Genomic DNA, 23,657 nt, shown 5'->3' with positions numbered 1-23,657 from the left:
ACTATAGAGTCAGAGCACGCCGGAGGCCGCAATGCGTCTGAATCACCCGACCACTTGCCTGAAATTCATTATCTATTCCTTTGCCACCGTTCTGTGGGCCTCCTTGGCGGTAAATCCGCTTCATGCGGCAGATATTGAGCCCTTTGTTGGCAGCTACGTTGGGTCTGCCAATGTCGTCGATGCAAACGGGACCGAAACACCTCGTGATATGAGTGTGTCAATCCAGGAATTGAAGAACGGGTTCAATGTTAGTTGGAAGACGACAACTTACAAACTGAATGGCCGCGTCAAGGAACAGGCATTCTCGATTGATTTTCAGACCTCGGACAGATCGGACATCTTTTCCGCGGCCATGAAGCGCAATGTATTCGGCCATGAAGTTCCGCTTGACCCGATGCAGGGGGAACCGTTCGTCTGGGGCCGGATTGAGGGTCAAACTCTGACCGTGTTTTCGTTGTTCATTGCAGAAAATGGCGGCTATGAGCTGCAGCAATATGACAGAACGCTGGCAGAAGGCGGTCTGAACCTGTCATTTTCCCGTTTCCGCAACGGTACCAAATCACGTTCCGTAGAGACGTTCCTGACGAAAGAGTAAGCCCCGCAAACCGCGAGGCTTTCCAGCGCATATACTATTTTCTGAAGCTGTCCAGCGACACGACATCAGCGTCATGCTGTTGCGGTTCTTCTTCGACCTCGATTATCTCATCGTCCATCGGATCAAAGTCATCCTCTTCATCCGGGCTTTCAAAACGCAGGCCAAATTCCACAGAGGGGTCGACAAATGTTTTGATCGAGGCATAGGGGATGTACAAAGGTTCCGGCGCGTCGCCAAAGTTGAGCGTGATGGCAAATCCGCTTTCGCCGACCTCAAGATTTTCGAACCAATGCTGCATCACGACAGTCATCTCTTCCGGATAACGATCATGCAGCCAGTCGGCAATTTCCACGCCGTCACACCTGGTATCAAACGTAATGAAAAAGTGGTGCGCACCCGGCAGGCCATTTTCTGAAACGCTGGTCAGAACCGTCTTGATCAACCCGCGCATGGCGGTGTGCATCAGGTTCCCATAGTCGATGTCTTGCGACATGTGTCATCCTCAAAAGTGGCTTCCCTCAGCATAAGGGATTCCTTTGGAAACGAAAGGCCGGTTACACGCTGACTGTTCAGAGAAAAAACAGGCCGGTGCCAGCAGCTAGCATAACCATTAGCGTAAGCGCCATGCCGAATTTAAGTTTAAAAATCAACGCTCCGGCGAAGACAGTCAGCACAGCGGCTTTCACATCCAATGAGGTCAATTCAGGCCAGGGCAGGCTGATTGGTCCAAAGGTTTTATTTGGCAGTTCTGAAAACAGCACATTCAGGGCAAACCACACGGATAGGTTGAGAATCACCCCAACTACAGCAGAGGTAATACCTTGCAGGGCCGCCGATAACCGGGGCCGCGCAGCGATGTGGTCAAGATAGGGGGCTGTGAGGAATATCCACAGAAAGCAGGGAACGAATGTTGCCCAAAGTGCAACGATACCTGCGGCGATGGCCAGCATCGATCCGCCCGAGATCTGACCGGTCAGCATAGCGACAAATTGTGTTACCAAAATCAAAGGCCCCGGTGTCGTTTCCGCCAGACCAAGCGCGTCGATCATCTGATCTGTGGATATCCAGTTATACTGATCCACAACGGTCTGCGTCATGTAAGCTAGAACAGCGTAGGCTCCGCCAAATGTCACAACTGCGAGGCGGGCAAAGAACCAGCCAAGATCGCTGAGAAGTTTCTGACCAGAAAGACTTAACAGCCACAACGGGCCAAGCCACAGAACCAACCAGATCGACGCGTTCCGCAGCACTTCGCTTAGGCGCGGGGTGGGGGTGTCGACCGGTCGGGCGGCGACGCCGTTGAAGCTCAGATACCCCCAAAGGGCTGCCGCCACTATGATCGCTGGGAAGGGGAGGTCGAACAGAAAGATTGCCAGAAACGCGAGGCCCGAGATCGCACGATGTGAGACGTCCGACAGCGCTTTGCGGGACAGGTTTCGCAGGGCCTGTAGCACGATGATGATCACCGTAGCTTTGACGCCGAGAAACGCGGCCTGCACCAGAGGAAGCGCGCCATAGGCCGCGTATAGTGCCACCAATGCTGAGATAATGATCGCACCGGGCAGAACAAACAGGCTGCCTGCGATCATACCGCCCGAGACGCCGCGCAGACGCCAGCCGGAATAGGTTGCAAGCTGCATCGCCTCGGGGCCGGGCAGCAACATGCACAGCGACAGCGCCCGAAGATAGGTTTCCTCATCCAGCCAGGGGCGCTTTTCGACGAGTTCCTGATGCATCAATGAAATCTGAGCTGCGGGTCCGCCGAAGGACAGCAATCCAATGCGGCCGAACACTCGGATGAGTTCAGGATATGTTGGTGTGCTCATTTCTCGACTGCCGGCCAATCATGTTTCTCGTCAAACCCGTCGCGGGCCCAGAGATACAAGGCATCGTACAGATGCATCCCGGCCTCGATGGCCTGATGGTCGTCTTTATATAGGCGCGATAGCCCCACCGAAACCGCAAGAAGCCCGGCTGCTTCGGGCGCCAGATCATGCCTGTTCGTATCCGCGGCCCGGACAACTGTCGCAAGCCTGTTCATTGCGGGCGTAGCAAGCTGGAAATCTTTTACCAAAGCATCAAATGTGCAGTTATCGCCACGATGGCTCCAGCGGACGCCCTCAACATCGAACGGGGTGGCGTTAAAGACTTCGGATACCTTTGCCACTTCGGATGGGGCAACAAACAGAAAACGTGCGTTGGGGTCGATGAACCGGCGGATCAACCAGGGGCAAGCGATGCGATCAATCTTAGGCCGATGGCGCGTTACCCAGAGTGAAGGAGACGCTGGTATATCTGCAAATGGGATGCGCGGAGCATCGGGTGTTTCGCGCCATGCGTATATGCCGCCTTCCAGATACTCAGCGGCCACGCCTTCACTCCTCAGCCAGGAAACAACGGCCTGACTCAGCTTTTTGCCCTTTTGGCAAATGATGATGCTGGGGCGGTTAGCGATGAGCCCCTTCAGCCCATCCAGATCCTTCGCCGGATGACGAACCGAGCCCGGTATCAGAAAGGGATCCATTTCAAAATCGGCATCGGTGCAGATATCCACCAGAACAGGCGCCCGAGGCGTTCCGATCAGACGTAACAGTTGTTTCGGTGTGATAGCATTAGGCGCAGGCATAGCATGTCTCCTGTGATCGACGGATACATGCGAAACTTGGGCTGTCGCCTCACGGGGCGTTCGCAATCTTACCCCATAGGCTTTGCTACCGCGACAGGCCGGTCGGGGTCAAGATTGCGAGCCCATTTCCTAGGCCCAGTCCAGCCGTTGACCAGTCATGCATACGGGCAGGGTGTCCTTGGGAAACTGACCAAGCTGTTCAAATAAGGAAATGAAGTCAAACTGATTATACGCCTCGACAATACGACCTTCTTTAATGCGGCCAATCATACTGCCAGAGGCCTGCAGTGGTGCGCCGTTATCGGCGCGTGTTGTGCTGACCTGCAATATCGCCGATACCCAATCGCCATTTTCGATGATTTTGGGCAGCTCAACATGGATATCGCCCAGAATGTGGCGAAACGCCATGACCAGATCCCGAAAATCATCGGCCCCCACCTGCATTTCCGGAATCAGTCCTTCGGCTGTTGTTTCCGGCGCGAAATACCGATCAATCGCATCGGTATTTCCGTTTTCCCAAACCTCTGAATACCATTCTCTGAGTATATCTGCGTGTGACATCCCAGCTCTCCTTTTCCTCACGGGCCGAGCATGACGCGAATGAGTGAACAAACTCTGAACGTGAACACAGACAGGGTTAAACAGCAGACATTTAAGGGAAAATGCAGGTTTCTGTTGCCAGGTACCTGCGAACCCCGCCTTACGCTGCTAGGCGCAAGGGCTTAAGTTTCGGTCTTGCTACTGCTTACGCAGCAACTGCAACCGGAGCACGATTGTCATTTGCAATTGTACTGTTTGGGCCGGTACGGTGGCACCCCGCCGAGACAAAGCTAACCCCTTTAGACGTTCGTCGATCCTATTTCGGCCCCGCGATCCTCAAATGAAGGATGTTGGTGGAGCCGCCGGGTACCGCCCCCGGGTCCGATCCGCTTATTACGAGCGCGTTTATGTCCATAGTCCCGAAGGACATCCCTTATATAGGTGAGCCACAAGGGGAAAGCAAACCCCATACTTCAACGAAAAGACGGATTATATAATAACGCCTTAGCTTGGTCGGTTAATGTTTGCCAAGATCAGCCACAGCGCCAATATCAGCTCGATTCCCCCAAATGCCATCGCTTTGATCAAAGGGGGGTGATCCAGAATGACGGAAACAAACCGGCCCAAGGCTGCGCCGGCATAAACAACGCCCAACATCGCATAGGCCATGGGAGTGTTCAGCCAAATGACCGCAATTCCTGTGACGACAAAAAGCCCACCGACCGAAGCTCGCATTTCGCTTAGACCCATCGTGCTGTTCGTGGGTGCCAGGTCCAGCGAGGCCGCGGTCCAAGCGGGTGCTAGAAACCCAAAGAGGCCGAAACCGATTGTCAGAACCGCCGCTGCAATATTCAATATCGACGTCATTGTACCCTCATTCGGTTGGTTTGCGCCGCTGTTTGGCGACGTCCAGGGCAAGCTTACGGGTATAAGCTTCGAGATCCACCAGTGCTGAATCTACCGCAGCAGCGTCCCGCCGATCCAAAGCATCGGCAATCTGGTTGTGCAACACGATGATCTCTTCTCGGGACCGCGCCGTAAACGTGATCATGTTCATCAAAGGCTGCATCGCCTCGACGGCGCCGGCCAGTTGATATGACAACACCGGATTGCCAGCCCCATCGACCAATGCCCGGTGAAAGGTCACATCCGAGGCGCAAAAGGCTTCGTCTGTCAGCCCGGGTTGAGCCTGCCGAAATATCTCGGCACGCATCGTCGCCAGATGATCCGCCGTCCTGCGTTCGGCTGACAAAGTAGCGCAGGCGCGTTCCAGCGAATACCGGGCCTCGCAAGCCGTTTCAAAGCTGACCGCGTTCATGGACAGCAGCAACGTGGATGTGGTGATCTGTTGGGAATACGCATCCTGATAGCTCAGCCGATTGACAAATGCGCCGCCGGTCGCGCCACGTTGGGTGCGGATCAGGGACTGTGCCGCAAGGCGTTTAAGGGCCTCACGCACGGTTGGTCGGGACACCTGAAACTGGTCGGACAGTTCCGCCTCAGAAGGCAGGCGTTCATCTACAATCAACCGACCCGATATGATCGCATCTCGGATTGATTGGGCGATCTGAACCGAAAGATCAGCAGGTTTCTTGGGGTCGATTTTCATTTTGAGCAGGGCCGCAGGCAAAATTTCATTTGTCTGACATTTAAAAGTCTGACATTTGAATTGCAAGGACTGAGTCGGGAGGAACAAGTGAGTCGCGCAGTTCTACGTAATGGGTTTTGGCTGGGATTCTACGCTCTGATCCTGTGGGCGTGGTGGATGATGTTCGTGATGAACCGCGCCATGGATCTGGATTGGATCGGCCGTCCCGGAGCGATGGGGCAGGCGATGCGCGCCATGGACCCCAGGATGGACATGTATATGCCCATGGCAGAGTTCGGCCCGCTGTTTTGGATGTGGGCCATCATGATGGCCGCAATGATGTTGCCGACCATTATTCCAACTCTGCGCAGCTACGACGATCTAATCCGCAGTGCAAATGGCACACGCTCCGGCTGGATTGGTGTCTTGATTGGCTACTTCGTGGTCTGGGTCGGGTTTGCCGCGCTCATTACCGGGGTGCAACTGGTTCTGCTGTTTGGCGGCGTTGTCGACATGCTGGGCATTGCGAAATCCGGGCTTGTTGCGGGCGGGTTGATGATCGCCGTCGGCGCCTTTCAATTCACCCGCGCCAAAGAGCTGTGCCATGGGGTCTGCCATGCCCCAATGACCTATTTTCTCGGCCATTGGAAAACCGGTTTTTCAGGCGGTTTTAGCATGGGGCTTGGCCTTGGTGCGTTCTGCGTCGGATGCTGCTGGGGCTTTATGGCGCTCGGCTTTGTGGGCGGCGTCATGAGTCTGCTGTGGATGGGTCTGGCGACATTTTTCATGGTTCTCGAAAAACTACCCCAGATCGGTCACGTGATTACACGACCGCTGGGATTTTCTCTTATCGCGGGCGGCTGTACCTTGCTCGTGTACCCCTTTATCTATGGAGGATAAGCTATTGGCTAAGAACAAAAAACCAGAGGCAGATCGCCTGCCGATCAGCCAACGTATCGACAGCCGCATGCCCAACCCCAAGCGGCGTGAGATGAGCCCGACGAATTGGGCGATCAAGGGAGAGCTGATCCTTAACTGCTCGTGCGATCTGTTCTGCCCCTGTGTCGTATCGCTGGGCGCGCATCCTCCGACCGAGGGTCATTGTCATGCCTGGATGGGAATTGTCATCGATGAAGGCCATTACGAGGGCGAGGATCTCTCGGGGCTCAATGTTGGCCTTCTGGTCGATATTCCGGGTCGCATGGGTGAGGGGCAGTGGAAAGTTGCTGCCTATGTCGACGAACGAGCCAGCGGCAAGGCCTATAACGGGTTGCTCCAAATTTTCAGCGGACAGGCCGGGGGCACGACTGGCTTGTTTACCATGCTGGTCAGCGAAATTATCGGGGCCGAACGTGCCCCGGTTCAGATCGAACGCGACGGGACCAAGCGCCGCATCATGATTGGTCGGAAAATCCAGGGCGAAATCGAGATGTTGGCGGGCAAAGACCCCGAGCATCCGGTGATGGTCTCAAACTCGAAATACTGGATGGGACCGGACATTATCGTGGCGCGCGGCACCAAATCCAAGGTCCGCGACTACGGTCGGGTCTGGGATTTCGGTGGAAAATCCGCTGAAATCTGCCCAATTGATTGGCAGGGGCCAAAATAATACGAAATCACAAAGGATTACGCGCAATACGTGATCCTAATTTTTAATCGTCAGACACGCCATCGCGGCCTGTTGCACCAGATGCTGACGGGACCGCAGGCTTCGAATTGTGATCTGGCATTATGCCCGAGGAGGCTTGAGTGGCCAATATTTCCTTCTCTCGCCGGTTGCGGCGCACACCTTTTTCTGAAGGGGTCGAAGCCGCAGGTGTAAAGGCATTCACGGTTTATAACCGGATGCTATTGCCAACTGTATTCGACAGCGTCGAGGCTGATTACCGGCACTTAAAAAAGCATGTGCAGGTCTGGGATGTCTCGTGTGAGCGACAGGTCGAACTCAGAGGTCCCGACGCGGCACGCCTTATGCAAATGCTGACGCCACGCGATTTGAGAGGCATGTTGCCCGGCCAATGCTATTACGTCCCTATCGTTGATGAGACCGGTGGCATGTTGAATGATCCGGTTGCGGTGAAACTGTCCGAGGACCGCTGGTGGATCTCAATCGCGGATAGCGATTTGTTGTTATGGGTCAAAGGAATCGCGAACGGCTATCGGTTGGATGTTCTGGTGGATGAGCCGGACGTCTCACCCCTGGCCATACAAGGTCCCATGGCGGATGAGCTGATGTCTCGCGTATTCGGCGAGCGCGTCAAAGATATCCGGTTCTTCAAATTCGACATGTTCGAATTTGCGGGCCGTGATCTGGCCATCGCAAGGTCAGGCTATTCCAAACAGGGCGGGTTCGAGATCTATGTCGAAGGCAGCGATATCGGAATGCCGCTGTGGAATGCGCTGTTTTCGGCCGGTGAGGATTTGAACGTGCGGGCGGGTTGTCCCAACCTGATCGAACGCATTGAGGCTGGGTTGCTGTCCTACGGAAACGATATGACCGACGACAACACCCCGCATGAATGTGGTTTGGGCAAATTCTGTAACACGCATACCGCAATCGGCTGCATTGGCCGGGACGCATTGTTGCGGGTCGCGAAAGAAGGGCCGATCCAGCAAATCCGTCCGATTGAAATCGCTGGGCCGGCTGTTGGTGCCTGCGTTGCACCATGGTCGGTTTATGCGCAGAGGAAAAGGGTGGGGCAGATTACATCTGCCGCCTGGTCTCCGGATTTCAACACCAATGTTTCCATTGGGATGCTCAAACTCAGCCATTGGGACGCGGGCACAAGGGTTGAGGTCGAAACGCCCGACGGTATGCGTGAGGCGACTGTACGGGAAAAGTTCTGGATCTGATCGCAAACGGCGTATCGGGTTCAGAAACAGGTTATTACACGGGGTCGGGGCTTTACTCTGACGTCCAAAACAGGAGGACATTTTGATGTTCAACGCACTGGTGATGGAAAAAGACGAGGAAAGCGGGCTGGCCAGCCCCTCGGTTCAACAGCTTTCGGAAGGGGATTTGCCGCAGGGTGAAGTTACCGTGGCGGTTCAGTATTCAACGGTAAATTATAAGGATGGTCTTTGCCTGTCGCCCAAAGGCGGGGGGCTGGTACGCAGCTATCCGCATGTTCCTGGCATCGACTATGCGGGGACGGTCGAGTCGTCTTCGGATGAGCGATATAAACCGGGTGACAAAGTGGTCCTGACCGGTTGGCGTGTCGGTGAGGCGCATTGGGGTGGGTACTCACAAAAAGCCAATGCCCGTGCCGATTGGTTGGTTCCGCTGCCCGATGGGTTGGAGCCCCGCCAGGCGATGGCCGTCGGAACCGCTGGGTTCACCGCGATGCTGGCGGTTATGGCACTTGAGGATCATGGGCTGAAACCGGGGCAGGGTCCGGTTTTGGTCACAGGGGCAGCAGGTGGTGTTGGTTCGGTCGCGACGGCGATTCTTGCCAATTTGGGATACGAAGTGGCAGCCGTCACCGGACGGCCGGAAACCAGCGATTACCTGAAGTCTTTGGGCGCCACGACCATTGTGCCACGCGAAGAGTTGAACGAGACAACTAAGCGCCCCCTGGAAAGCGAGGCATGGTCTGGCTGTGTGGACGCGGTCGGCGGCGCAATGCTGGCACGCGTTCTGGGGCAGATGAAATACGGCGCTTCGGTCTCGGCCGTGGGGTTGGCTGGCGGCGTGGGCCTTCCGGCAACTGTTATCCCGTTCCTTTTACGCGGTGTGAACCTCTTGGGGATCGACAGCGTTATGCAGCCTTATGAAAATCGGCTGCGGGCTTGGCAGCGGATAGCAACCGACCTTCCGATGGACAAGCTTGAGGCGATGATCCATCCCGCAAAGCTGAGCGATCTGCCCCAATTAGGGGCGGATATCCTGCAAGGTCAGGTTAAAGGTCGTGTTGTCGTAGACGTAAACGCCTGATCCGGAATGAATATGTCTGACCGACCGCATTGATTTGCGGTCGGTTAATTTTGTGGCTGCAGGTTCGCGAAAATCCGGCAAACACCTCTGGTCAATGGCGTAAATACGGATCATCATTGCTATACATCCCAAATTGAATGGCTTATGAGCCATGCAAACAGTACCTGAAGACGGGGAGTGAGCAGAATGTCTGACGATTTCGAACTGGACACAGACGACCTGAAACGCCGCATGGACGGCGCAATGTCAAACCTCAGAACCGAATTTGCATCGCTGCGCACCGGGCGCGCCTCCGCCTCGATGCTCGAGCCGGTGATGGTCGATGCCTATGGTTCGATGACGCCGATCAACCAGGTGGGAACGGTCAATGTGCCCGAGCCGCGTATGGTAACGGTCAATGTCTGGGATAAAGGGCTGGTCGGCAAAGTGGAAAAAGCGATCCGTGAAAGTGGGCTGGGCATCAACCCTCAGCTCAACGGAACGATCATCATGCTACCGATCCCGGAACTGAACGAAGAACGCCGTCGCGAGTTGGGCAAGGTCGCCGGGCAATATGCCGAACACGCACGGGTCTCGATCCGGAATGTGCGCCGCGACGGGATGGATCAGATCAAGAAGGCCAAGGCCGACGGTATGTCCGAAGATGACCAGAAGTTCTGGGAAAGCGAAGTGCAGGATCTAACCGATCAGATGATCAAGGTAGTAGATGCCGCGCTTGAGACCAAGCAGGCAGAAATCATGCAGGTCTGAGACCGGGTGATGCCCTCTTCCTCGCATACCATGCCCGAAAGAGGGCCCCAGCATGTCGCGATCATCATGGATGGTAATGGTCGCTGGGCGCAGGCCCGCGGGCGACCTCGTCTGTTTGGCCACCACGCCGGGGCAAGACGTGTGCGCGATGTGGTCGAGGCCTGCCCGAGGCTTGGTATCAAATATCTGACTGTTTTTGCGTTTTCGACCGAGAACTGGAAACGCACTCAGGTCGAAGTTGCCGGTCTGATGAGCTTGTTTCGGCGCTATATTATAAAGGAAACCCGGACGCTCCGAGACTCGGGTGTTCGGGTGCGTTTCATCGGTGACAGAGTCAGGTTGGATGCCAAACTGATCGAATTGATGGATACGCTTGAGGCCGAGACCGAGGGAAATGATCTGGTTCACCTGACCATTGCGTTGAACTATGGCGGTCGGGATGAAGTCGCGCGGGCTACCAAACGTCTGGCACAGGATGTCGCTGACGGGCGCTTGCATCCTGATGATGTAGACGAAGAAACGCTGCCGAAATATCTGGACACACATGTTCTTCCCGATCCTGATCTGGTGATCCGAACCAGCGGCGAGGCGCGTATTTCCAATTTTCTGTTATGGCAATCCGCCTATTCGGAATACGAATTCATCGACACGCTCTGGCCAGACTTCACTGCGGCAGAGCTTGAGCGCCTGTGCCGGAGCTATGGCAGCCGCGACCGACGGTTCGGAGCTGTACCGGCATGAGTGACGGGCGCTGGTCCGACCTGACTGCCCGCGTATTGTCGGCGGGTGTCCTTGTTGCCGTTGGCGCTGTCGAGGTCTGGCTGGGCGGTCTGTGGTTCGAAGCCTTCATTTCCATTGCTTGCGGGCTGATGACCTGGGAACTGGTCCGTATGATCGACCCGGGCAGGAAAGCTGTTGCGATCCAGCTTGCCATATTGACCGGTTTTGCGGTGGTGCTGAGTTACCATCTTCCGGCACTCTATAAACTTCCCTTCTTGCTTGCTCCGGCGCTGGTCGGGGCAGGGCAGGTCAGCCGGTACCGGGGTATCTATACCCTATTTGCGCTGTGGATCGCGGCCGCGGGGCTGGGCTTTATCTCAATCCGGACGAATATGGGATTTGTCTGGATGGTCTGGCTGATATCGGTCGTCGTTGCTACGGATGTCGCCGGATATTTTGTTGGAAAGGCATTGGGTGGGCCAAAATTCTGGCCACGAGTCAGCCCGAAAAAGACGTGGTCGGGAACAGCGGGAGGCTGGGTAGCGGCTGCCATTGTTGGCTTAGCCTTTGCGGCTTACGGCGGCTTCGGAACTTGGTTCATCGTGATCTCGGTTCTGGCGTCAATGGCCAGCCAGGCCGGCGATATTGTCGAAAGCGCGGCCAAACGAAAATTCGGCGTCAAGGACAGTTCGAACCTGATTCCCGGCCATGGCGGCTTCCTTGATCGATTCGATGGGATGATGGGGGCCGCTCTGTTCGTTCTGCTTGTGGGGCTGATTTATTCCCCCGGAGCCATGTGATGCGTAAAATCTCTGTTTTTGGCGCGACGGGTTCTATTGGGCAAAACACGATAGATCTGATTGACCGAAATCCATCAGCGTATGATGTTGTCGCCCTGACCGGTGGAGCCAATATCGAACAACTTGCGCGTGACGCCAAACGTTTGAAGGCGGATATCGCGATTACAGCCCTTCCAGACCGGCTTGAGGACCTGCGAGCGGCCTTGGCCGGTTCTGATGTCGAGGTCGCCGCCGGGGCGAATGCTCTGGCCGAAGCTGCGGCGCGACCGGCTGACTGGGTCATGTCTGCCATCGTTGGGGCTGCGGGGTTGCAACCAGGGCTGACGGCGCTTGAACAGGGCGCGACGCTGGCTTTGGCGAATAAAGAAACGCTTGTCTGCGCGGGTTCGTTGGTTCTGGATACTGCCCGAAAGCACAATGCCCGATTGCTGCCGGTGGACAGCGAACATTCTGCCGTTTTTCAAGCTCTGGTCGGTGAAGATATGGCATCGGTCGAGCGTATCATCATCACTGCCAGCGGCGGCGCTTTCCGTGATTGGCCACTGAGCAAATTGGCCTCAGCCACGGTTGAGCAGGCCTCGAGCCACCCGAACTGGAATATGGGGCAGCGGATCACGATTGATAGCGCTTCGATGTTTAACAAGGCGCTCGAGGTGATCGAAACACGCGAATTCTTCGGCATATCCCCGGATATGATCGAAGTGATTGTGCATCCGGAATCCATCGTTCATGCGATGGTCGGGTTTAACGATGGCGCGGTTATGGCCCATATGGGCGCGCCAGATATGCGCCACGCGATCGGATATGCCCTGAATTGGCCAAAACGTCAGACCCTTCCGGTCGAAAGGCTGAACCTTGCAAAGCTGGGACAGTTGCGATTTCAGGAACCAGACGAAAACCGATATCCGGCTTTGCGGTTAGCACGCGAAGTCATGGAGCGGGGCGGGCTGTCCGGAGCGGTTTTCAACGGAGCCAAAGAATGTGCACTCGACCATTTCATTGCAGGTCGCATTGGTTTCCTTGATATGGCAGACATCGTGGCCGCCGTCTTGGATCGTTTCGATGCACAAGACAACCATATTGACGCCCCAATGACCCTTGATAACGTGCTGCAAACCGACCATCTGGCACGTATATGGGTCGATAACGCCGTTGCGCAACGAGCAGGAAAATAAATTGGACGTACTCTCACTGATCCCACAATTCGGCAATTTGATTTACACCATATTCGCCTTTGTGATCGCGTTATCCGCCATCGTAGCCGTACATGAATACGGGCATTACATCGTTGGCCGTTGGTCCGGCATCTACGCCGAAGTGTTCTCAATCGGTTTCGGTCCCGTACTCTGGAGCCGTATCGACAAAAGAGGAACGCGCTGGCAGATCGCAGCGCTTCCATTCGGCGGGTATGTCAAGTTTTTGGGTGACGCCAATGCAGCATCCGGCAAAGACGAAGCGGCTATGTCTGAAATTTCCGAGCAAAGCCCGGAGGAGCTGCGCCGCACAATGCATGGCGCGCCACTTTGGGCCAGGACGGCAACTGTTGCGGCAGGGCCAATCTTTAATTTCGCAATGTCGATACTGGTCTTTGGCCTAATTTTCTTTACGCAAGGCGCAACCAGAGACCCTCTGACCGTTGGGTCTCTGCATCCTCTGCCGGGGACAGTTCAAGAGCTGCGTGAAGGTGATGAAATCCTCGCGATTGCAGGTATTGACCTGCCAGATTTCGAACAAGAAGGATCGTGGAGCGAGTTCGTAGACTCTTTGCCCGTTGACCCCGTTCTTGATTACACAGTTCTTCGTGACGGTGACACATTGGACGTTTCCGCACCTTGGCTGTTCCCCCCCCTGATTCAACAGGTTGTTCCGCGCAGCGCAGCAATGGATATCAGCCTGGCACAGGGGGATGTCATAACAGCGGTTAACGGCGAACCGGTTTATGCCTTTGAACAGCTCAAGGACCATGTGGAAGGCTCTGATGGGCGGCCACTGCTGTTGAATGTCTGGCGTGACGGAGCGGAACTGGAGTTTGCCCTGGCTCCACGCCGCACGGATGAGCCGCAGTCTGACGGTGGTTTTGTAACGCATTGGAGGATCGGGATCGTCGGCGGCATGATGCTAGAACCTGCAACCGAAAGGGCGGGCATCCTGACATCTCTTGGCGGCGGTGTGCGACAAACATTGCGTATCATTGACGGGTCTCTTTCAGGTATCTGGCACATGGTGACCGGAGCGATCAGCACCTGCAACATGTCCGGCCCGATCGGAATCGCCGAAACCTCGGGTGCGATGGCCAGCCAGGGGGCGCAAAACTTCATCTTCTTTATCGCCGTTCTGTCAACTGCTGTCGGTTTGCTGAACCTGTTTCCGATTCCGGCTTTGGATGGGGGGCACTTGGTATTTTACGCATATGAGGCCATCTCGGGGAAACCACCGAGCGACAAAGCGCTGCGGATTTTGATGGGCATCGGAGTGTCAATCATTCTGGCTCTGATGCTGTTTTCCGTCTCAAATGACCTGTTCTGTTGATTTGGGCGGAGCTTGCACAATCTAGTCGCAATTCCGCCCCAATTCCCTCATAGGATGTGTTCGTTTCATAATTTTGTCTGTCAGAGGCGATCATGGCGAATGCTATCAAAAAATCATATCGCAGCTTTAGCTTCCTGCTTGTGCTGAACTGGGACTCGATCTTGTTTTTCGGCGCCACTGCGTTGGCTATGGGTGGATGCGCTTATCTGATCACCATGTGATTCTGTTCCTTTCTTTTTATTTGCTGAACAGCGGCCCAATGGGCCGCTTTCTGTTTTTCGGCTTTTGACAAGGCCAGACAATCCCGTTACTCAGCTTTAAAGTCTTAAAATTCTGGGTAGAGAAAAATATGACCGACAGGCGAGGCGCAGGCACATCCTGCGGGGGGCAAAAGCCGGTAAACAAGATTTTGTGGCAGGCCCTAACATTCTTTTTCCTATTTGCCACAGTTAGTTTGCTGTCACTGCCGCAGGCTGCTCAGGCGCAAAGCTACACCATCAACTCGTTCGAGGTTGAGGGGAACAGGCGCATAGAGACATCGACAATCATTGCACGTTCGGGAATCGAACCTGGGCAGACGGTGACAGCTGGACAACTCAACGATGCCTTCCAACGGCTGCTTGACAGTGGTGTTTTTGAAACAGTCGATTTGACCCCTCGTGGCAGCACTTTGGTCATCAAAGTTCAGGAATATCCGACGATCAACCAGATCAGCATCGAGGGCAACAAGAGGCTTAAGGATGAGCTGTTGCTCAATGCCGTTTCGTCTCAACCCCGCCGGGTCTTTACGCCTCAAGTTGCTGAAGCTGACGCAGACATGATTGCCGAAATCTATTTGGCTCAAGGACGTGTTGCAGCAACCGTCATCCCCAGAATCATCCGCCGCAGCGACAATCGGGTAGACCTCGTTTTTGAAATCTCCGAAGGTACGACGATCGAGGTTGAGCGCGTAAGCTTTGTTGGCAACCGGGCCTATTCCGACCGGCGTCTGCGCCGTGTGCTTGAAACCAAGCAAGCCAATTTCCTGCGTACATTCCTGCGGGGCGATACTTTTATCGCTGACCGGATCGAGTTCGACAAACAAGTGATCCGTGATTTCTACTTATCGCGTGGCTATGTCGATTTCCGCGTCAACAGCGCCAATGTTGAATTCACACGTGAGCGCGACGCGTTTTTCCTGGTGATGAATGTAACTGAAGGTCAGAAATTCTCATTCGGCAAGATCACCACCGTAAGCGAAATACCCGGTGTGGATGCGGCCGAATATCAGGCCGCACTCAAGATCAAGCCGGGTGTCACCTATTCTCCTTCACTGGTCGAAAACTCTATCGCCAGGCAAGAGCGTCTGGGCATTCGGCAAGGGGTGGACTTTCTGCGGGTTGAGCCGCGCGTCACGCGCAATGCACGTGATCTGACGCTGGATGTTGAATTCGTTCTGACCAAAGGACCGCGTATCTTTGTCGAGCGTATCGACATCGAGGGCAACACCACCACGCTTGACCGCGTGATCCGTCGTCAATTCGACACCGTCGAGGGTGACCCGTTCAACCCGCGTGAAATCCGGCAGGCGGCTGAACGTATCCGGGCATTGGGCTATTTCGCCGTCGCTGACGTTGAACCGCGCGAGGGTTCGACGCCCAGCCAAGTGATCGTGGATGTCGACGTCGAAGAACAGCCAACGGGCTCGCTCAGCCTCGGTGGTAGCTACTCGATCTCTGACGGTTTCGGCATTGCAATCGGCCTAAGTGAGTCAAACTTCCTAGGCCGTGGACAGACCGTCGGGGTTACGATTTCGACCGCACAGGATTCAGAAGAGTACTCCCTGAATTTCACCGAACCCTATCTTTTGGGCCGCAAGCTTCGCTTTGATCTTGGTCTGGGTTTGGCGTCGACCGACTCCAGTTTTGCCAGCTATAACACCGAGCGTGTGTTCTTTAACCCTCAGTTGAGCTATGCGATCGGAGAGCTGTCTTCGTTGCGCGTTCGCTATGCCTGGGAAAACAGCGAGATGAAGCAGCAGGACAACGAGGCAAACGGCGCGGTCATCGCCTCTGAGATTGATCAGGGTGAACGCACGACTAGTTCTTTGGGTGTGTCCTATGTATATGACAGCCGCCTTGGTGGGCTTAACCCCAATGCCGGTGTTCTGTTTGAGGTTGGCCTGGATGCCGCTGGACTGGGTGGGGACAACAAGTTCTACAAAACCAGCGCACGCGGGATTGCCCAAACACGCGTTCTGAGTGAAGAAGTCGTTCTTCGTGCATCGCTTGAAATGGGTGCAATGCACTGGACTGGCAACGATTTCAGCCGGACGTTGGATCGCTTTGTGTTGGGCCCCAATAAATTCCGCGGGTTCGAGCCAGCCGGTTTGGGGCCACGGGATCTGTCAAATGGTCAGGATGACGCTATCGGCGGGAATTACTATTGGGTCGCGCGTCTGGAATCGGACTTTCCTCTGGGCTTGCCCGAAGAATTGGGCCTGCGTGGAGGCGTGTTCTATGATTTCGGTAACCTGTACAATATCGACGATGTAAACACTTCGGGTGCCAACATTGTCGGTGCGGATGGGTCTATCCGTCATGTTCTGGGTGTTGCAGTCCTATGGGAAACACCTTTTGGCCCGCTGCGCTTTAACTTTTCGCAAGCGCTCAAGAAAGAGGACTTTGACAAGGAACAGAATTTCGACCTGACCATTCAGGCGAGGTTCTGATCTCGGATGCGAGGTAGTCTTCAAACCTATATGCAGGGCCCCATTCGGGCCCTGTGTCTTTTTCTGACCTTAACCCTGGCAGGACCGGTTACCGGACAGCAGCTTGGCGTGACACAAGCCAGCGTCCTGACAATCTCCAGCGAACGGTTGTTTTCTGACTCGGCGTTTGGACGTCGCATTCTCAGTGAGATCGAAGCAGAGGGGACTCTGCTTGCTGCCGAGAACGAGCGGATCGTTGCAGAGCTCAGCGCGGAGGAGAAGGACCTCACCGAAAAGCGCGCCTCTCTGTCTGCTGAAGAATTTCGTCCCCTCGCAGAGGCGTTCGACAGAAAGGTTCAGAACCACCGAGAAGGGCAGCGCGCCAAGCTTGATGCCCTTGCGCGTCGCAGTGAAGATGCACAACAGATGTTTTTTGAACTCGCCCGCCCAGTATTGATCGATCTTTTGCGCGAATCTGGCGCCTCGGTCATTATTCAACGCTCCAGCGTGTTTCTCAGTTCGGATCTGTCCGATGTGACAGATGCCGCCATCACCCGAATTGATACAGCCATTGGTGATGGAACAACACTTGACGAAGGTACAGGCGAATAGGTTTGCTTGCCCTCGGGTCGCGGTGTTGCTAACCACATTGAAAAGAGAAATCCAGAACAGGATATCAGAACTATGAGCACGGACACCAAAAGCGCCGACATTCAGCTGATTCAACGGATATTGCCGCACCGCTATCCGTTTCTGCTGGTCGACAAGGTGGTCGAGATTTCAGGCTATCAGTCAGCGGTCGGCATCAAGAACGTCACCATGAACGAGCCGCATTTCCAGGGCCATTTCCCTGGTACACCGATCATGCCTGGTGTGACCATTGTTGAAGCAATGGCGCAGACCGCAGGTGTTATGCTTGGCGTTGGGATGGATGTCATCGACAGCGACTTGTTGATCTATTTCATGAATATCGACAAGTGCAAGTTCCGCCGCAAAGTCGTGCCCGGTGACGTGCTCGAGATGCATGTTGAAACTGTGCGCGGCAAGAAGGGTGGCAAGATTTTCAAGTTCTCTGGCAGGGCCACGGTTGATGGAGAGGTCGCAGCCGAAGCTGAGTTCTCGGCCTATGTTGATTGGGACATGGAAAAGACAACATGAGCGGCATTCACCCTAGCGCAATCATCGAAGACGGTGCTCAGATCGGAGAGGGCTGTGTCATCGGCCCTTTTTGTTTTGTTGGTTCAAGGGTGCGGTTGAAAGACCGGGTAGAACTGAAGTCGCATGTTGTTGTTACCGGTGACACCGAGGTGGATGAAGACACCATAATCTTCAATTTTTCGGTCATCGGTGAAATCCCGCAAGACCTTAAGTTCGGCGGTGAAGATACGCGGCTGGAAATTGGCAAACGAAACCGTATCCGTGAACATGTAACAGTGAATTCTGGAACAGACGGCGGTGGCGGTGTAACCCGGATTGGCGATGACTGTTTGCTGATGGCTGGTGTTCACGTGGCTCACGACGTTCAGATTGGCAATCGCGTGATCATGGTGAACCATTCTGGTGCCGCGGGACATTGCATTATCGAAGACGATGTTATCGTCGGTGGGATTTCGGGTTTGCATCAATGGGTTCGTGTGGGCCGAGGGGCGATTATCGGCGCGCTGACGATGGTGCCCAACGACGTGATTCCCTATGGGCTTGTTCAAGCGCCTCGCGGCGAGCTGGACGGCCTGAATCTTGTTGGCCTCAAACGGCGTGGTGTCGCACGAGCTGATATTTCAGCTTTACGGGCAGCGTTTCGCGAATTGTCCGATGGTGACGGAACTTTTATGGACCGCGCCAAGCGCTTGGGTGAAGATGCCGAAAGCGAATATGTCCGCGAAATCGTCAATTTCGTAACCGGCGATTCGGATCGGTCCTTTCTGACACCGAGGAAGTAATATCATGTTGGCACTGATCGCGGGAACAGGTGTGTTGCCGGACGAAGTGGTTTCCTGTCTGGCTGAACGGCCCTTGATCTGTGCGATGGAAGGCTTTGCCCCGGATACTCTGTCTGCCGAAATCGTTTTCCCGCTGGAACAGCTTGGATCATTCATCGCAGATCTCAAAACCCGTGGCGTAACTGAAATCTGTATGGCCGGAGCGGTTCAACGTCCCGCCGTTGACCCGTCGCGCATTGATGCCGCGACGATGCCGTTGGTGCCTATTCTGGTGCAGGCAATTCAATCCGGCGATGACGGCGCATTACGGGCTGTCATTGGGATATTCGAAAACTCAGGCCTGAATGTCCGTGCCGCGCATGAGATTGCGCCTGAACTGCTGCCTCCGCTTGGTTGTTTGACAGAGGCACAGCCCTCAGACGCGGATCGCGCAGATGCGGATCGGGCATCCAGTATCCTGCGTGCCATGGGGGCAGCTGATATCGGCCAGGCCTGTGCAGTTTCCAAAGGGCAGGCTTTGGCGATCGAAGGAATTTTTGGCACCGCATGGATGCTCGAGTCTCTGACTCAACGGCCCGATGCGGGGGGTGGGGTGCTTTTCAAGGGTCCAAAGCCCGATCAGGACTTTCGCGCGGATCTGCCAGCTATTGGACCTGAAACCATTTCCAGCGCCGTCGCAGCTGGTTTGTCCGGGATCGTGATCGAAAAGGGCGGGGTGCTTGTATTGCAGCGACAACGTGTAATTGCTGAGTGCAATCGCCTGGGTTTGTTCCTTTATGTGCGTGAGCGAACCAACTGATGCGGGTGTTTCTGGTCGCCGGCGAACCTTCGGGCGATCGATTGGGCGGCGCGTTGATGGAAGGGCTACGTGCCCTTGTCCCAGATGTTACATTCGACGGGGTCGGCGGACCATTGATGCAGGCCCAGGGTCTGAACAGCCGCTTTCCGATGTCCGAATTGTCAGTGATGGGCCTGATCGAGGTATTGCCAAAATTCTTTCACCTCAAGCGCCGGATATCTGAGACAGCGCAGGCCGTGCTGGACACCAAACCTGACGTATTGATCACCATCGACAGTCCGGACTTCTCGTTGCGCGTTGCCAAGCTGGTCAAAGCGGCAAGCGATACTCGAACCGTCCACTATGTGGCCCCCAGCGTTTGGGCGTGGCGACCGGGGCGTGCGGATAAGATGGCCAAGGTCATCGACCATGTGCTGGCGTTGCTTCCGTTTGAGCCGCCCTATATGGAACGCGCCGGGATGGAATGCGATTTTGTTGGCCATCCGGTTGCAAGCGAACCCATCGCCTCAGATCGCGATATCCAGGAGTTTCGCGCCGCCTATGATCTTGGGGATGCTCCGCTGGTTCTTGCCTTGCCGGGGTCGCGCAAGGGTGAGGTTGACCGTCTGGCGCCTGTATTTGGTCAGGCCTTGGGGCAATTCCTAGCCGACCGGCCGGGTACGCGGGTTATTGTTCCGGCGGTTGCACATATGGTCGAGGCCGTAACCGAACATCTGCAGACATGGCCAGGCAATCCCGTCGTGATCGACCCGCGCAATGTTCCGACCGAAGAGGCGGTTCAGCAGAAACGCGCAGCTTTTGCCGCAGCGGACCTTGCTCTGGCGGCATCGGGTACCGTGTCGCTTGAACTTGCAGCCCAGGCAACACCCATGGTGATTGCCTACCGCCTCAGCTGGCTGACCCAGAAACTGGCAGTACGTATGGTCAATCTGGACACGGTTACATTGGTCAATCTTGTCTCGGAAACGCGTTCCATCCCGGAATGCCTGCTGGATGACTGCCTGCCGGACAAGATTGCCGTAGCACTACGAGAGGTCGCCCTGAAACCTGACGCGCAGCGCAGCGCGATGGATCTGACAATGGAGCGCCTGGGTCGTGGCGGCGACGCCCCTGGTTTCAGAGCTGCAAAGGCCGTGTTGGCCAGAATGCCGTCCTGATGGCCGAGTTCATCCTCTTTGGTTTTTCGGCCTTTCTGGCATTGATACTGACCAATCTGGATAATCTTGCCGCCTTGGTGGCGCTGATCTTGGTGTCAGGGGACAAGCGGGCCGTCTTTGGCTTTCTGTTCGCACAGGGCTTGGTGATTTCGGCGTCCTTGCTGTTCGCCATGGGGATCGAGGGCGTAATACCGGGCTGGGCCGGATATCTGGGGATGATCCCGCTGACACTGGGCTGTCTGGCCGCCATCCGCCAATGGCGCGGGCAGGGCGTCGACACTCCTGCGCATCTCGAAGCCGGAGCATCAATTTTGGTGACAACCTTACTGTTTACCAGCCTGTCGATGGACACTTTGGCCGTTCTGGCGCCGTTACTGGCGGATTCCACACCCGCGTTTCGGATCGCCGGAGCCCTCGGCGCAGGGCTTGCCGTGTTAGGGCTGGCCACGCTGGCGCTGCTGGGCGCCAAATCTCCGCTCATCAGTGGTCGCATCGCGCGCAAGCTTGAGATGCTTGTTCCTTATGTGATGATCTGCGCTGGCCTTTACATTCTCAGCAACTCGTGGACTGACGCAGTTTAATATCCGCGCCAAATCCAGCCGCCGCCAAAGATGCGGCTGCCTTCGGACGCATAGAAAACACAGGCCTGACCGGGCGACACACCTTCTTCCGGGGTCAGCAACTCGACCTCGGCCGTGGTGTCCGAAAGCGGACGGATAATGGCCTCACGCGGGGGTCGGGTCGAGCGAACCTTAACCAAGACGTGCCATTCATCGCGTGACGTAAACGGCTCATCGCCCAGCCAGTTGATCTCACGCACCGGAATAGTGCGGGTGGCCAACATCTCTTTGGGGCCAACCACAACCTGTTTCTTGTCGACATCCAGCTTCACCACGTAAAGCGGGTCGCTGAGGCCTCCGATACCAAGCCCGCGGCGCTGACCAATGGTATAGTGGATCACCCCGTTATGCTGGGCCAGCACACGACCATCCGCATGAACGATCTCACCCGGTTCCGCCGCGCCGGGGCGCAGCTTTTCGATGACGCTGGCATAGTTGCCGTTGGGCACGAAACAGATGTCCTGACTGTCGGGCTTGTCGGCAACAGCCAGCCCATATTGCGCAGCCATTTCGCGCGTTGCGTCCTTGGAGGGCAGGTGGCCCAGTGGAAAGCGCAGGAAATCCAGCTGTTCCGGGGTCGTCGAGAACAGGAAATAGGATTGATCGCGGTTGGCATCCTCGGCGCTGTGCAATTCCGGCCCGTTGGAGCCTGTCTTGCGCTGAATATAGTGGCCGGTGGCCATGCAATCAGCCTCAAGATCCTTGGCGGTTTCCAGCAGGTCCTTGAATTTCACCCGTTCGTTACAGCGAATGCAGGGAACCGGCGTCGCACCGGCCAGATAGCTGTCGGCGAATTCGTCGATCACTGCGTCTTTGAAGATGTTCTCATAATCCAGAACGTAATGCGGAAACCCACGTTCTTCTGCGACGCGGCGCGCATCGTGAATGTCGATACCCGCACAGCAGGCCCCTTTTTTGGCCAAAGCAGCACCGTGATCGTACAGTTGCAGGGTGACGCCGATGACGTCATACCCCTGATCCGCCAAATGCGCGGCCACGACCGAGCTGTCCACGCCTCCGGACATGGCTACAACCACCCGTGTTTCAGACGGGGGCTTGGCAAAACCAAGAGAGTTCAGCGGTGTCTCGGTGTCGAGGGCCATGACGGTTCCAGTACGGGTTAAGAAAGACCGGCAGAATATAGGAAAATTCTAGATACTCTCAAGGGGCGGTTTCACAACACATTAAGTAGCATGGTGTCAGCTTTGTCGCAGCACGAAGAGGACCGAAAGATGTATTTGCACAAAGTAGAGGGGCCCAGGTCGGTAACCCTGCCGGATGGAACGGTTTTATCCCGGGCTGATCTGCCGCCAAAAGAGACAACCCGCTGGGTGGCATCCCGTAAAGCGATTGTAGTCCGTGGCGTTCTTTACGGATTGATCACGCTTTCGGAAGCCAAAAACCATTATGGCCTCAGCGATGAAGAATTTAATTCCTGGGTTTCTGCGGTCGCAGAACACGGAACGGACGCATTAAAGGTCACCACAATAAAAAAATATCGACAACCTAAAGGAGAGTGTGAATAAATGATTCAACGGTAACGTCAGATTAACCATTTTTGAGCAGGCTCGATTTTAATTGGTAAATTGAGCTGAATTGGAGCAGTAAATGCGTATACTTCTTGTCGAGGATGATCCAACCACGTCCAAAAGCATCGAACTGATGCTGACACATGCCAATCTGAACGTATATGCGACAGATTTAGGCGAAGAAGGGATCGACCTCGCAAAACTTTACGATTACGACCTGATCCTCCTTGATCTCAACCTTCCGGATATGAACGGGCATGAAGTGCTGCGCCAGTTGCGGGTTGCGCGGGTGGAAACGCCGATCCTGATCCTGTCGGGGGCCGACGATACAGAAAGTAAAATTAAGGGCTTCGGATTTGGTGCTGACGATTATCTGACCAAACCATTCCATAGAGAAGAATTGGTTGCACGTATCCACGCCATTATTCGCCGCTCAAAAGGGCATTCTCAATCCATAATCCACACCGGGCGCGTTGCAGTGAATCTGGATGCGAAAACCGTCGAAGTGGAAGGCAAGGCCGTTCACCTGACCGGCAAAGAATATCAAATGCTCGAACTTCTGAGCCTTCGAAAGGGTACAACCCTGACCAAAGAGATGTTCCTTAACCATCTCTATGGGGGAATGGATGAGCCCGAATTGAAGATCATTGACGTCTTTATCTGCAAATTGCGCAAAAAACTTAGCAATGCCACCGACGGCGCAAATTATATCGAGACCGTCTGGGGCAGGGGATATGTGTTGCGCGATCCTCAGAAAAACAGCGTCGACGAACCTCGCATTGCGGTTGGCGCCTAGGCGCGCAAGTTTTACGTCGCCAAGGGTCCGGGGCGACACCCTCGC

At 55.3% G+C, this 23,657-nt stretch carries 27 protein-coding genes and 1 other RNA gene; 20 read left to right on the top strand and 8 right to left on the bottom strand.

Translation table 11 applies throughout. The features are described 5' to 3' along the window. The first annotated feature begins 31 nt into the window (after nt 1–31). Complete coding sequence (locus AC2FH9_RS01010) at nt 32–595, top strand: hypothetical protein (RefSeq protein ID WP_281972138.1); 564 nt, start codon at nt 32–34, stop codon at nt 593–595. A 34-nt stretch (nt 596–629) separates the two neighbouring features. Here AC2FH9_RS01010 and AC2FH9_RS01005 read toward each other — a convergent pair whose 3' ends face one another. The 7 genes from AC2FH9_RS01005 to AC2FH9_RS00975 all read right to left on the bottom strand — a co-directional run bounded on the left by AC2FH9_RS01005 (nt 630) and on the right by AC2FH9_RS00975 (nt 5,370). After that, on the bottom strand, nt 630–1,088 hold the full coding sequence (locus AC2FH9_RS01005) for an SspB family protein (protein ID WP_281972137.1): 459 nt from the start codon (nt 1,086–1,088) through the stop codon (nt 630–632). A gap of 76 nt (nt 1,089–1,164) precedes the next feature. Further along, nucleotides 1,165–2,421 (bottom strand): chromate efflux transporter, encoded by a 1,257-nt coding sequence (gene chrA / locus AC2FH9_RS01000; RefSeq protein ID WP_496748979.1) that lies wholly within the window; start codon nt 2,419–2,421, stop codon nt 1,165–1,167. Continuing rightward, complete coding sequence (locus tag AC2FH9_RS00995) at nt 2,418–3,221, bottom strand: chromate resistance protein ChrB domain-containing protein (protein WP_496708427.1); 804 nt, start codon at nt 3,219–3,221, stop codon at nt 2,418–2,420. The genes chrA and AC2FH9_RS00995 overlap by 4 nt, the downstream gene beginning before the upstream one ends. A gap of 129 nt (nt 3,222–3,350) precedes the next feature. Next, nucleotides 3,351–3,782, bottom strand: coding sequence for an ester cyclase (locus tag AC2FH9_RS00990; RefSeq protein WP_142633933.1), 432 nt, complete (start codon nt 3,780–3,782; stop codon nt 3,351–3,353). Nucleotides 3,783–3,882: 100 nt separating this feature from the next. Then, nucleotides 3,883–4,228, bottom strand: a transfer-messenger RNA (tmRNA) gene (ssrA, locus tag AC2FH9_RS00985). A gap of 37 nt (nt 4,229–4,265) precedes the next feature. Beyond that, nucleotides 4,266–4,628: a DUF4345 family protein gene (locus tag AC2FH9_RS00980; RefSeq protein WP_496748978.1), complete on the bottom strand. Its 363-nt coding sequence runs from the start codon at nt 4,626–4,628 to the stop codon at nt 4,266–4,268. A 7-nt stretch (nt 4,629–4,635) separates the two neighbouring features. Beyond that, entirely contained in the window at nt 4,636–5,370 is a 735-nt protein-coding gene (locus tag AC2FH9_RS00975) for a FadR/GntR family transcriptional regulator (RefSeq protein WP_142633929.1), read from the bottom strand. An 87-nt stretch (nt 5,371–5,457) separates the two neighbouring features. Between AC2FH9_RS00975 and AC2FH9_RS00970 the strand changes: the two genes are divergently transcribed. The 17 genes from AC2FH9_RS00970 to AC2FH9_RS00890 all read left to right on the top strand — a co-directional run bounded on the left by AC2FH9_RS00970 (nt 5,458) and on the right by AC2FH9_RS00890 (nt 21,248). Further along, on the top strand, nt 5,458–6,249 hold the full coding sequence (locus AC2FH9_RS00970) for a DUF2182 domain-containing protein (protein ID WP_496748977.1): 792 nt from the start codon (nt 5,458–5,460) through the stop codon (nt 6,247–6,249). A gap of 4 nt (nt 6,250–6,253) precedes the next feature. Then, the gene (locus tag AC2FH9_RS00965; protein ID WP_281994647.1) at nt 6,254–6,958 is read left to right on the top strand and encodes a DUF1326 domain-containing protein; all 705 of its coding nucleotides are present in this window, start codon (nt 6,254–6,256) and stop codon (nt 6,956–6,958) included. Between the two features lie 140 nt (nt 6,959–7,098). Beyond that, entirely contained in the window at nt 7,099–8,202 is a 1,104-nt protein-coding gene (locus AC2FH9_RS00960; protein ID WP_496748976.1) for a dimethylsulfoniopropionate demethylase, read from the top strand. An 85-nt stretch (nt 8,203–8,287) separates the two neighbouring features. Continuing rightward, nucleotides 8,288–9,283: an acryloyl-CoA reductase gene (gene acuI / locus AC2FH9_RS00955; protein ID WP_496870451.1), complete on the top strand. Its 996-nt coding sequence runs from the start codon at nt 8,288–8,290 to the stop codon at nt 9,281–9,283. A 186-nt stretch (nt 9,284–9,469) separates the two neighbouring features. Continuing rightward, the gene (frr, locus tag AC2FH9_RS00950) at nt 9,470–10,033 is read left to right on the top strand and encodes a ribosome recycling factor (protein WP_142633921.1); all 564 of its coding nucleotides are present in this window, start codon (nt 9,470–9,472) and stop codon (nt 10,031–10,033) included. Between the two features lie 9 nt (nt 10,034–10,042). After that, nucleotides 10,043–10,774 carry an undecaprenyl pyrophosphate synthase gene (gene uppS / locus AC2FH9_RS00945; RefSeq protein WP_271947031.1) on the top strand — a complete coding sequence of 244 codons (732 nt, stop codon included), beginning with the start codon at nt 10,043–10,045 and terminating at the stop codon, nt 10,772–10,774. Continuing rightward, on the top strand, nt 10,771–11,553 hold the full coding sequence (locus tag AC2FH9_RS00940; protein WP_281972132.1) for a phosphatidate cytidylyltransferase: 783 nt from the start codon (nt 10,771–10,773) through the stop codon (nt 11,551–11,553). Before uppS ends, AC2FH9_RS00940 begins: the two co-directional genes overlap by 4 nt. After that, a complete protein-coding gene (gene dxr / locus AC2FH9_RS00935; RefSeq protein WP_496870449.1) occupies nt 11,553–12,728 on the top strand; it encodes a 1-deoxy-D-xylulose-5-phosphate reductoisomerase in 1,176 nt (391 codons plus the stop codon). The genes AC2FH9_RS00940 and dxr overlap by 1 nt, the downstream gene beginning before the upstream one ends. Nucleotide 12,729: 1 nt before the next feature. Beyond that, nucleotides 12,730–14,082 (top strand): RIP metalloprotease RseP, encoded by a 1,353-nt coding sequence (gene rseP, locus AC2FH9_RS00930; RefSeq protein WP_496748973.1) that lies wholly within the window; start codon nt 12,730–12,732, stop codon nt 14,080–14,082. A 92-nt stretch (nt 14,083–14,174) separates the two neighbouring features. Further along, entirely contained in the window at nt 14,175–14,303 is a 129-nt protein-coding gene (locus AC2FH9_RS00925; RefSeq protein WP_496695396.1) for a hypothetical protein, read from the top strand. 128 nt (nt 14,304–14,431) lie between these two features. Further along, the gene (gene bamA, locus AC2FH9_RS00920; protein ID WP_142633911.1) at nt 14,432–16,792 is read left to right on the top strand and encodes an outer membrane protein assembly factor BamA; all 2,361 of its coding nucleotides are present in this window, start codon (nt 14,432–14,434) and stop codon (nt 16,790–16,792) included. A 108-nt stretch (nt 16,793–16,900) separates the two neighbouring features. Then, a complete protein-coding gene (locus AC2FH9_RS00915; protein WP_496695397.1) occupies nt 16,901–17,383 on the top strand; it encodes an OmpH family outer membrane protein in 483 nt (160 codons plus the stop codon). Between the two features lie 72 nt (nt 17,384–17,455). Then, nucleotides 17,456–17,929, top strand: coding sequence for a 3-hydroxyacyl-ACP dehydratase FabZ (gene fabZ, locus AC2FH9_RS00910; RefSeq protein WP_496691266.1), 474 nt, complete (start codon nt 17,456–17,458; stop codon nt 17,927–17,929). Continuing rightward, nucleotides 17,926–18,711, top strand: a complete 786-nt coding sequence (gene lpxA / locus AC2FH9_RS00905; protein ID WP_271947043.1) for an acyl-ACP--UDP-N-acetylglucosamine O-acyltransferase — start codon at nt 17,926–17,928, stop codon at nt 18,709–18,711. Before fabZ ends, lpxA begins: the two co-directional genes overlap by 4 nt. A gap of 4 nt (nt 18,712–18,715) precedes the next feature. After that, on the top strand, nt 18,716–19,510 hold the full coding sequence (locus AC2FH9_RS00900; RefSeq protein WP_496748972.1) for an LpxI family protein: 795 nt from the start codon (nt 18,716–18,718) through the stop codon (nt 19,508–19,510). After that, entirely contained in the window at nt 19,510–20,667 is a 1,158-nt protein-coding gene (lpxB, locus tag AC2FH9_RS00895; protein ID WP_281994639.1) for a lipid-A-disaccharide synthase, read from the top strand. The genes AC2FH9_RS00900 and lpxB overlap by 1 nt, the downstream gene beginning before the upstream one ends. Continuing rightward, nucleotides 20,667–21,248 carry a cadmium resistance transporter gene (locus AC2FH9_RS00890; RefSeq protein WP_496870447.1) on the top strand — a complete coding sequence of 194 codons (582 nt, stop codon included), beginning with the start codon at nt 20,667–20,669 and terminating at the stop codon, nt 21,246–21,248. Before lpxB ends, AC2FH9_RS00890 begins: the two co-directional genes overlap by 1 nt. On the opposite strand, the gene mnmA is transcribed toward AC2FH9_RS00890, so the two are convergent. Beyond that, on the bottom strand, nt 21,245–22,390 hold the full coding sequence (gene mnmA, locus AC2FH9_RS00885) for a tRNA 2-thiouridine(34) synthase MnmA (protein WP_496794262.1): 1,146 nt from the start codon (nt 22,388–22,390) through the stop codon (nt 21,245–21,247). The two genes, AC2FH9_RS00890 and mnmA, sit on opposite strands and share 4 nt — an antisense overlap. 129 nt (nt 22,391–22,519) lie before the next feature. Between mnmA and sciP the strand changes: the two genes are divergently transcribed. Both sciP and ctrA read left to right on the top strand, forming a co-directional pair. Continuing rightward, nucleotides 22,520–22,813 (top strand): CtrA inhibitor SciP, encoded by a 294-nt coding sequence (gene sciP / locus AC2FH9_RS00880; protein WP_496870446.1) that lies wholly within the window; start codon nt 22,520–22,522, stop codon nt 22,811–22,813. Nucleotides 22,814–22,895: 82 nt separating this feature from the next. Next, nucleotides 22,896–23,612 carry a response regulator transcription factor CtrA gene (ctrA, locus tag AC2FH9_RS00875; protein WP_281972126.1) on the top strand — a complete coding sequence of 239 codons (717 nt, stop codon included), beginning with the start codon at nt 22,896–22,898 and terminating at the stop codon, nt 23,610–23,612. Nucleotides 23,613–23,657: the final 45 nt, after the last annotated feature.

This window comes from Ruegeria sp. CDSC081 (genome assembly GCF_059610485.1).
Note: the sequence above shows the minus strand (reverse complement) of the source record. Positions and strands in the feature narration are given on the sequence as shown.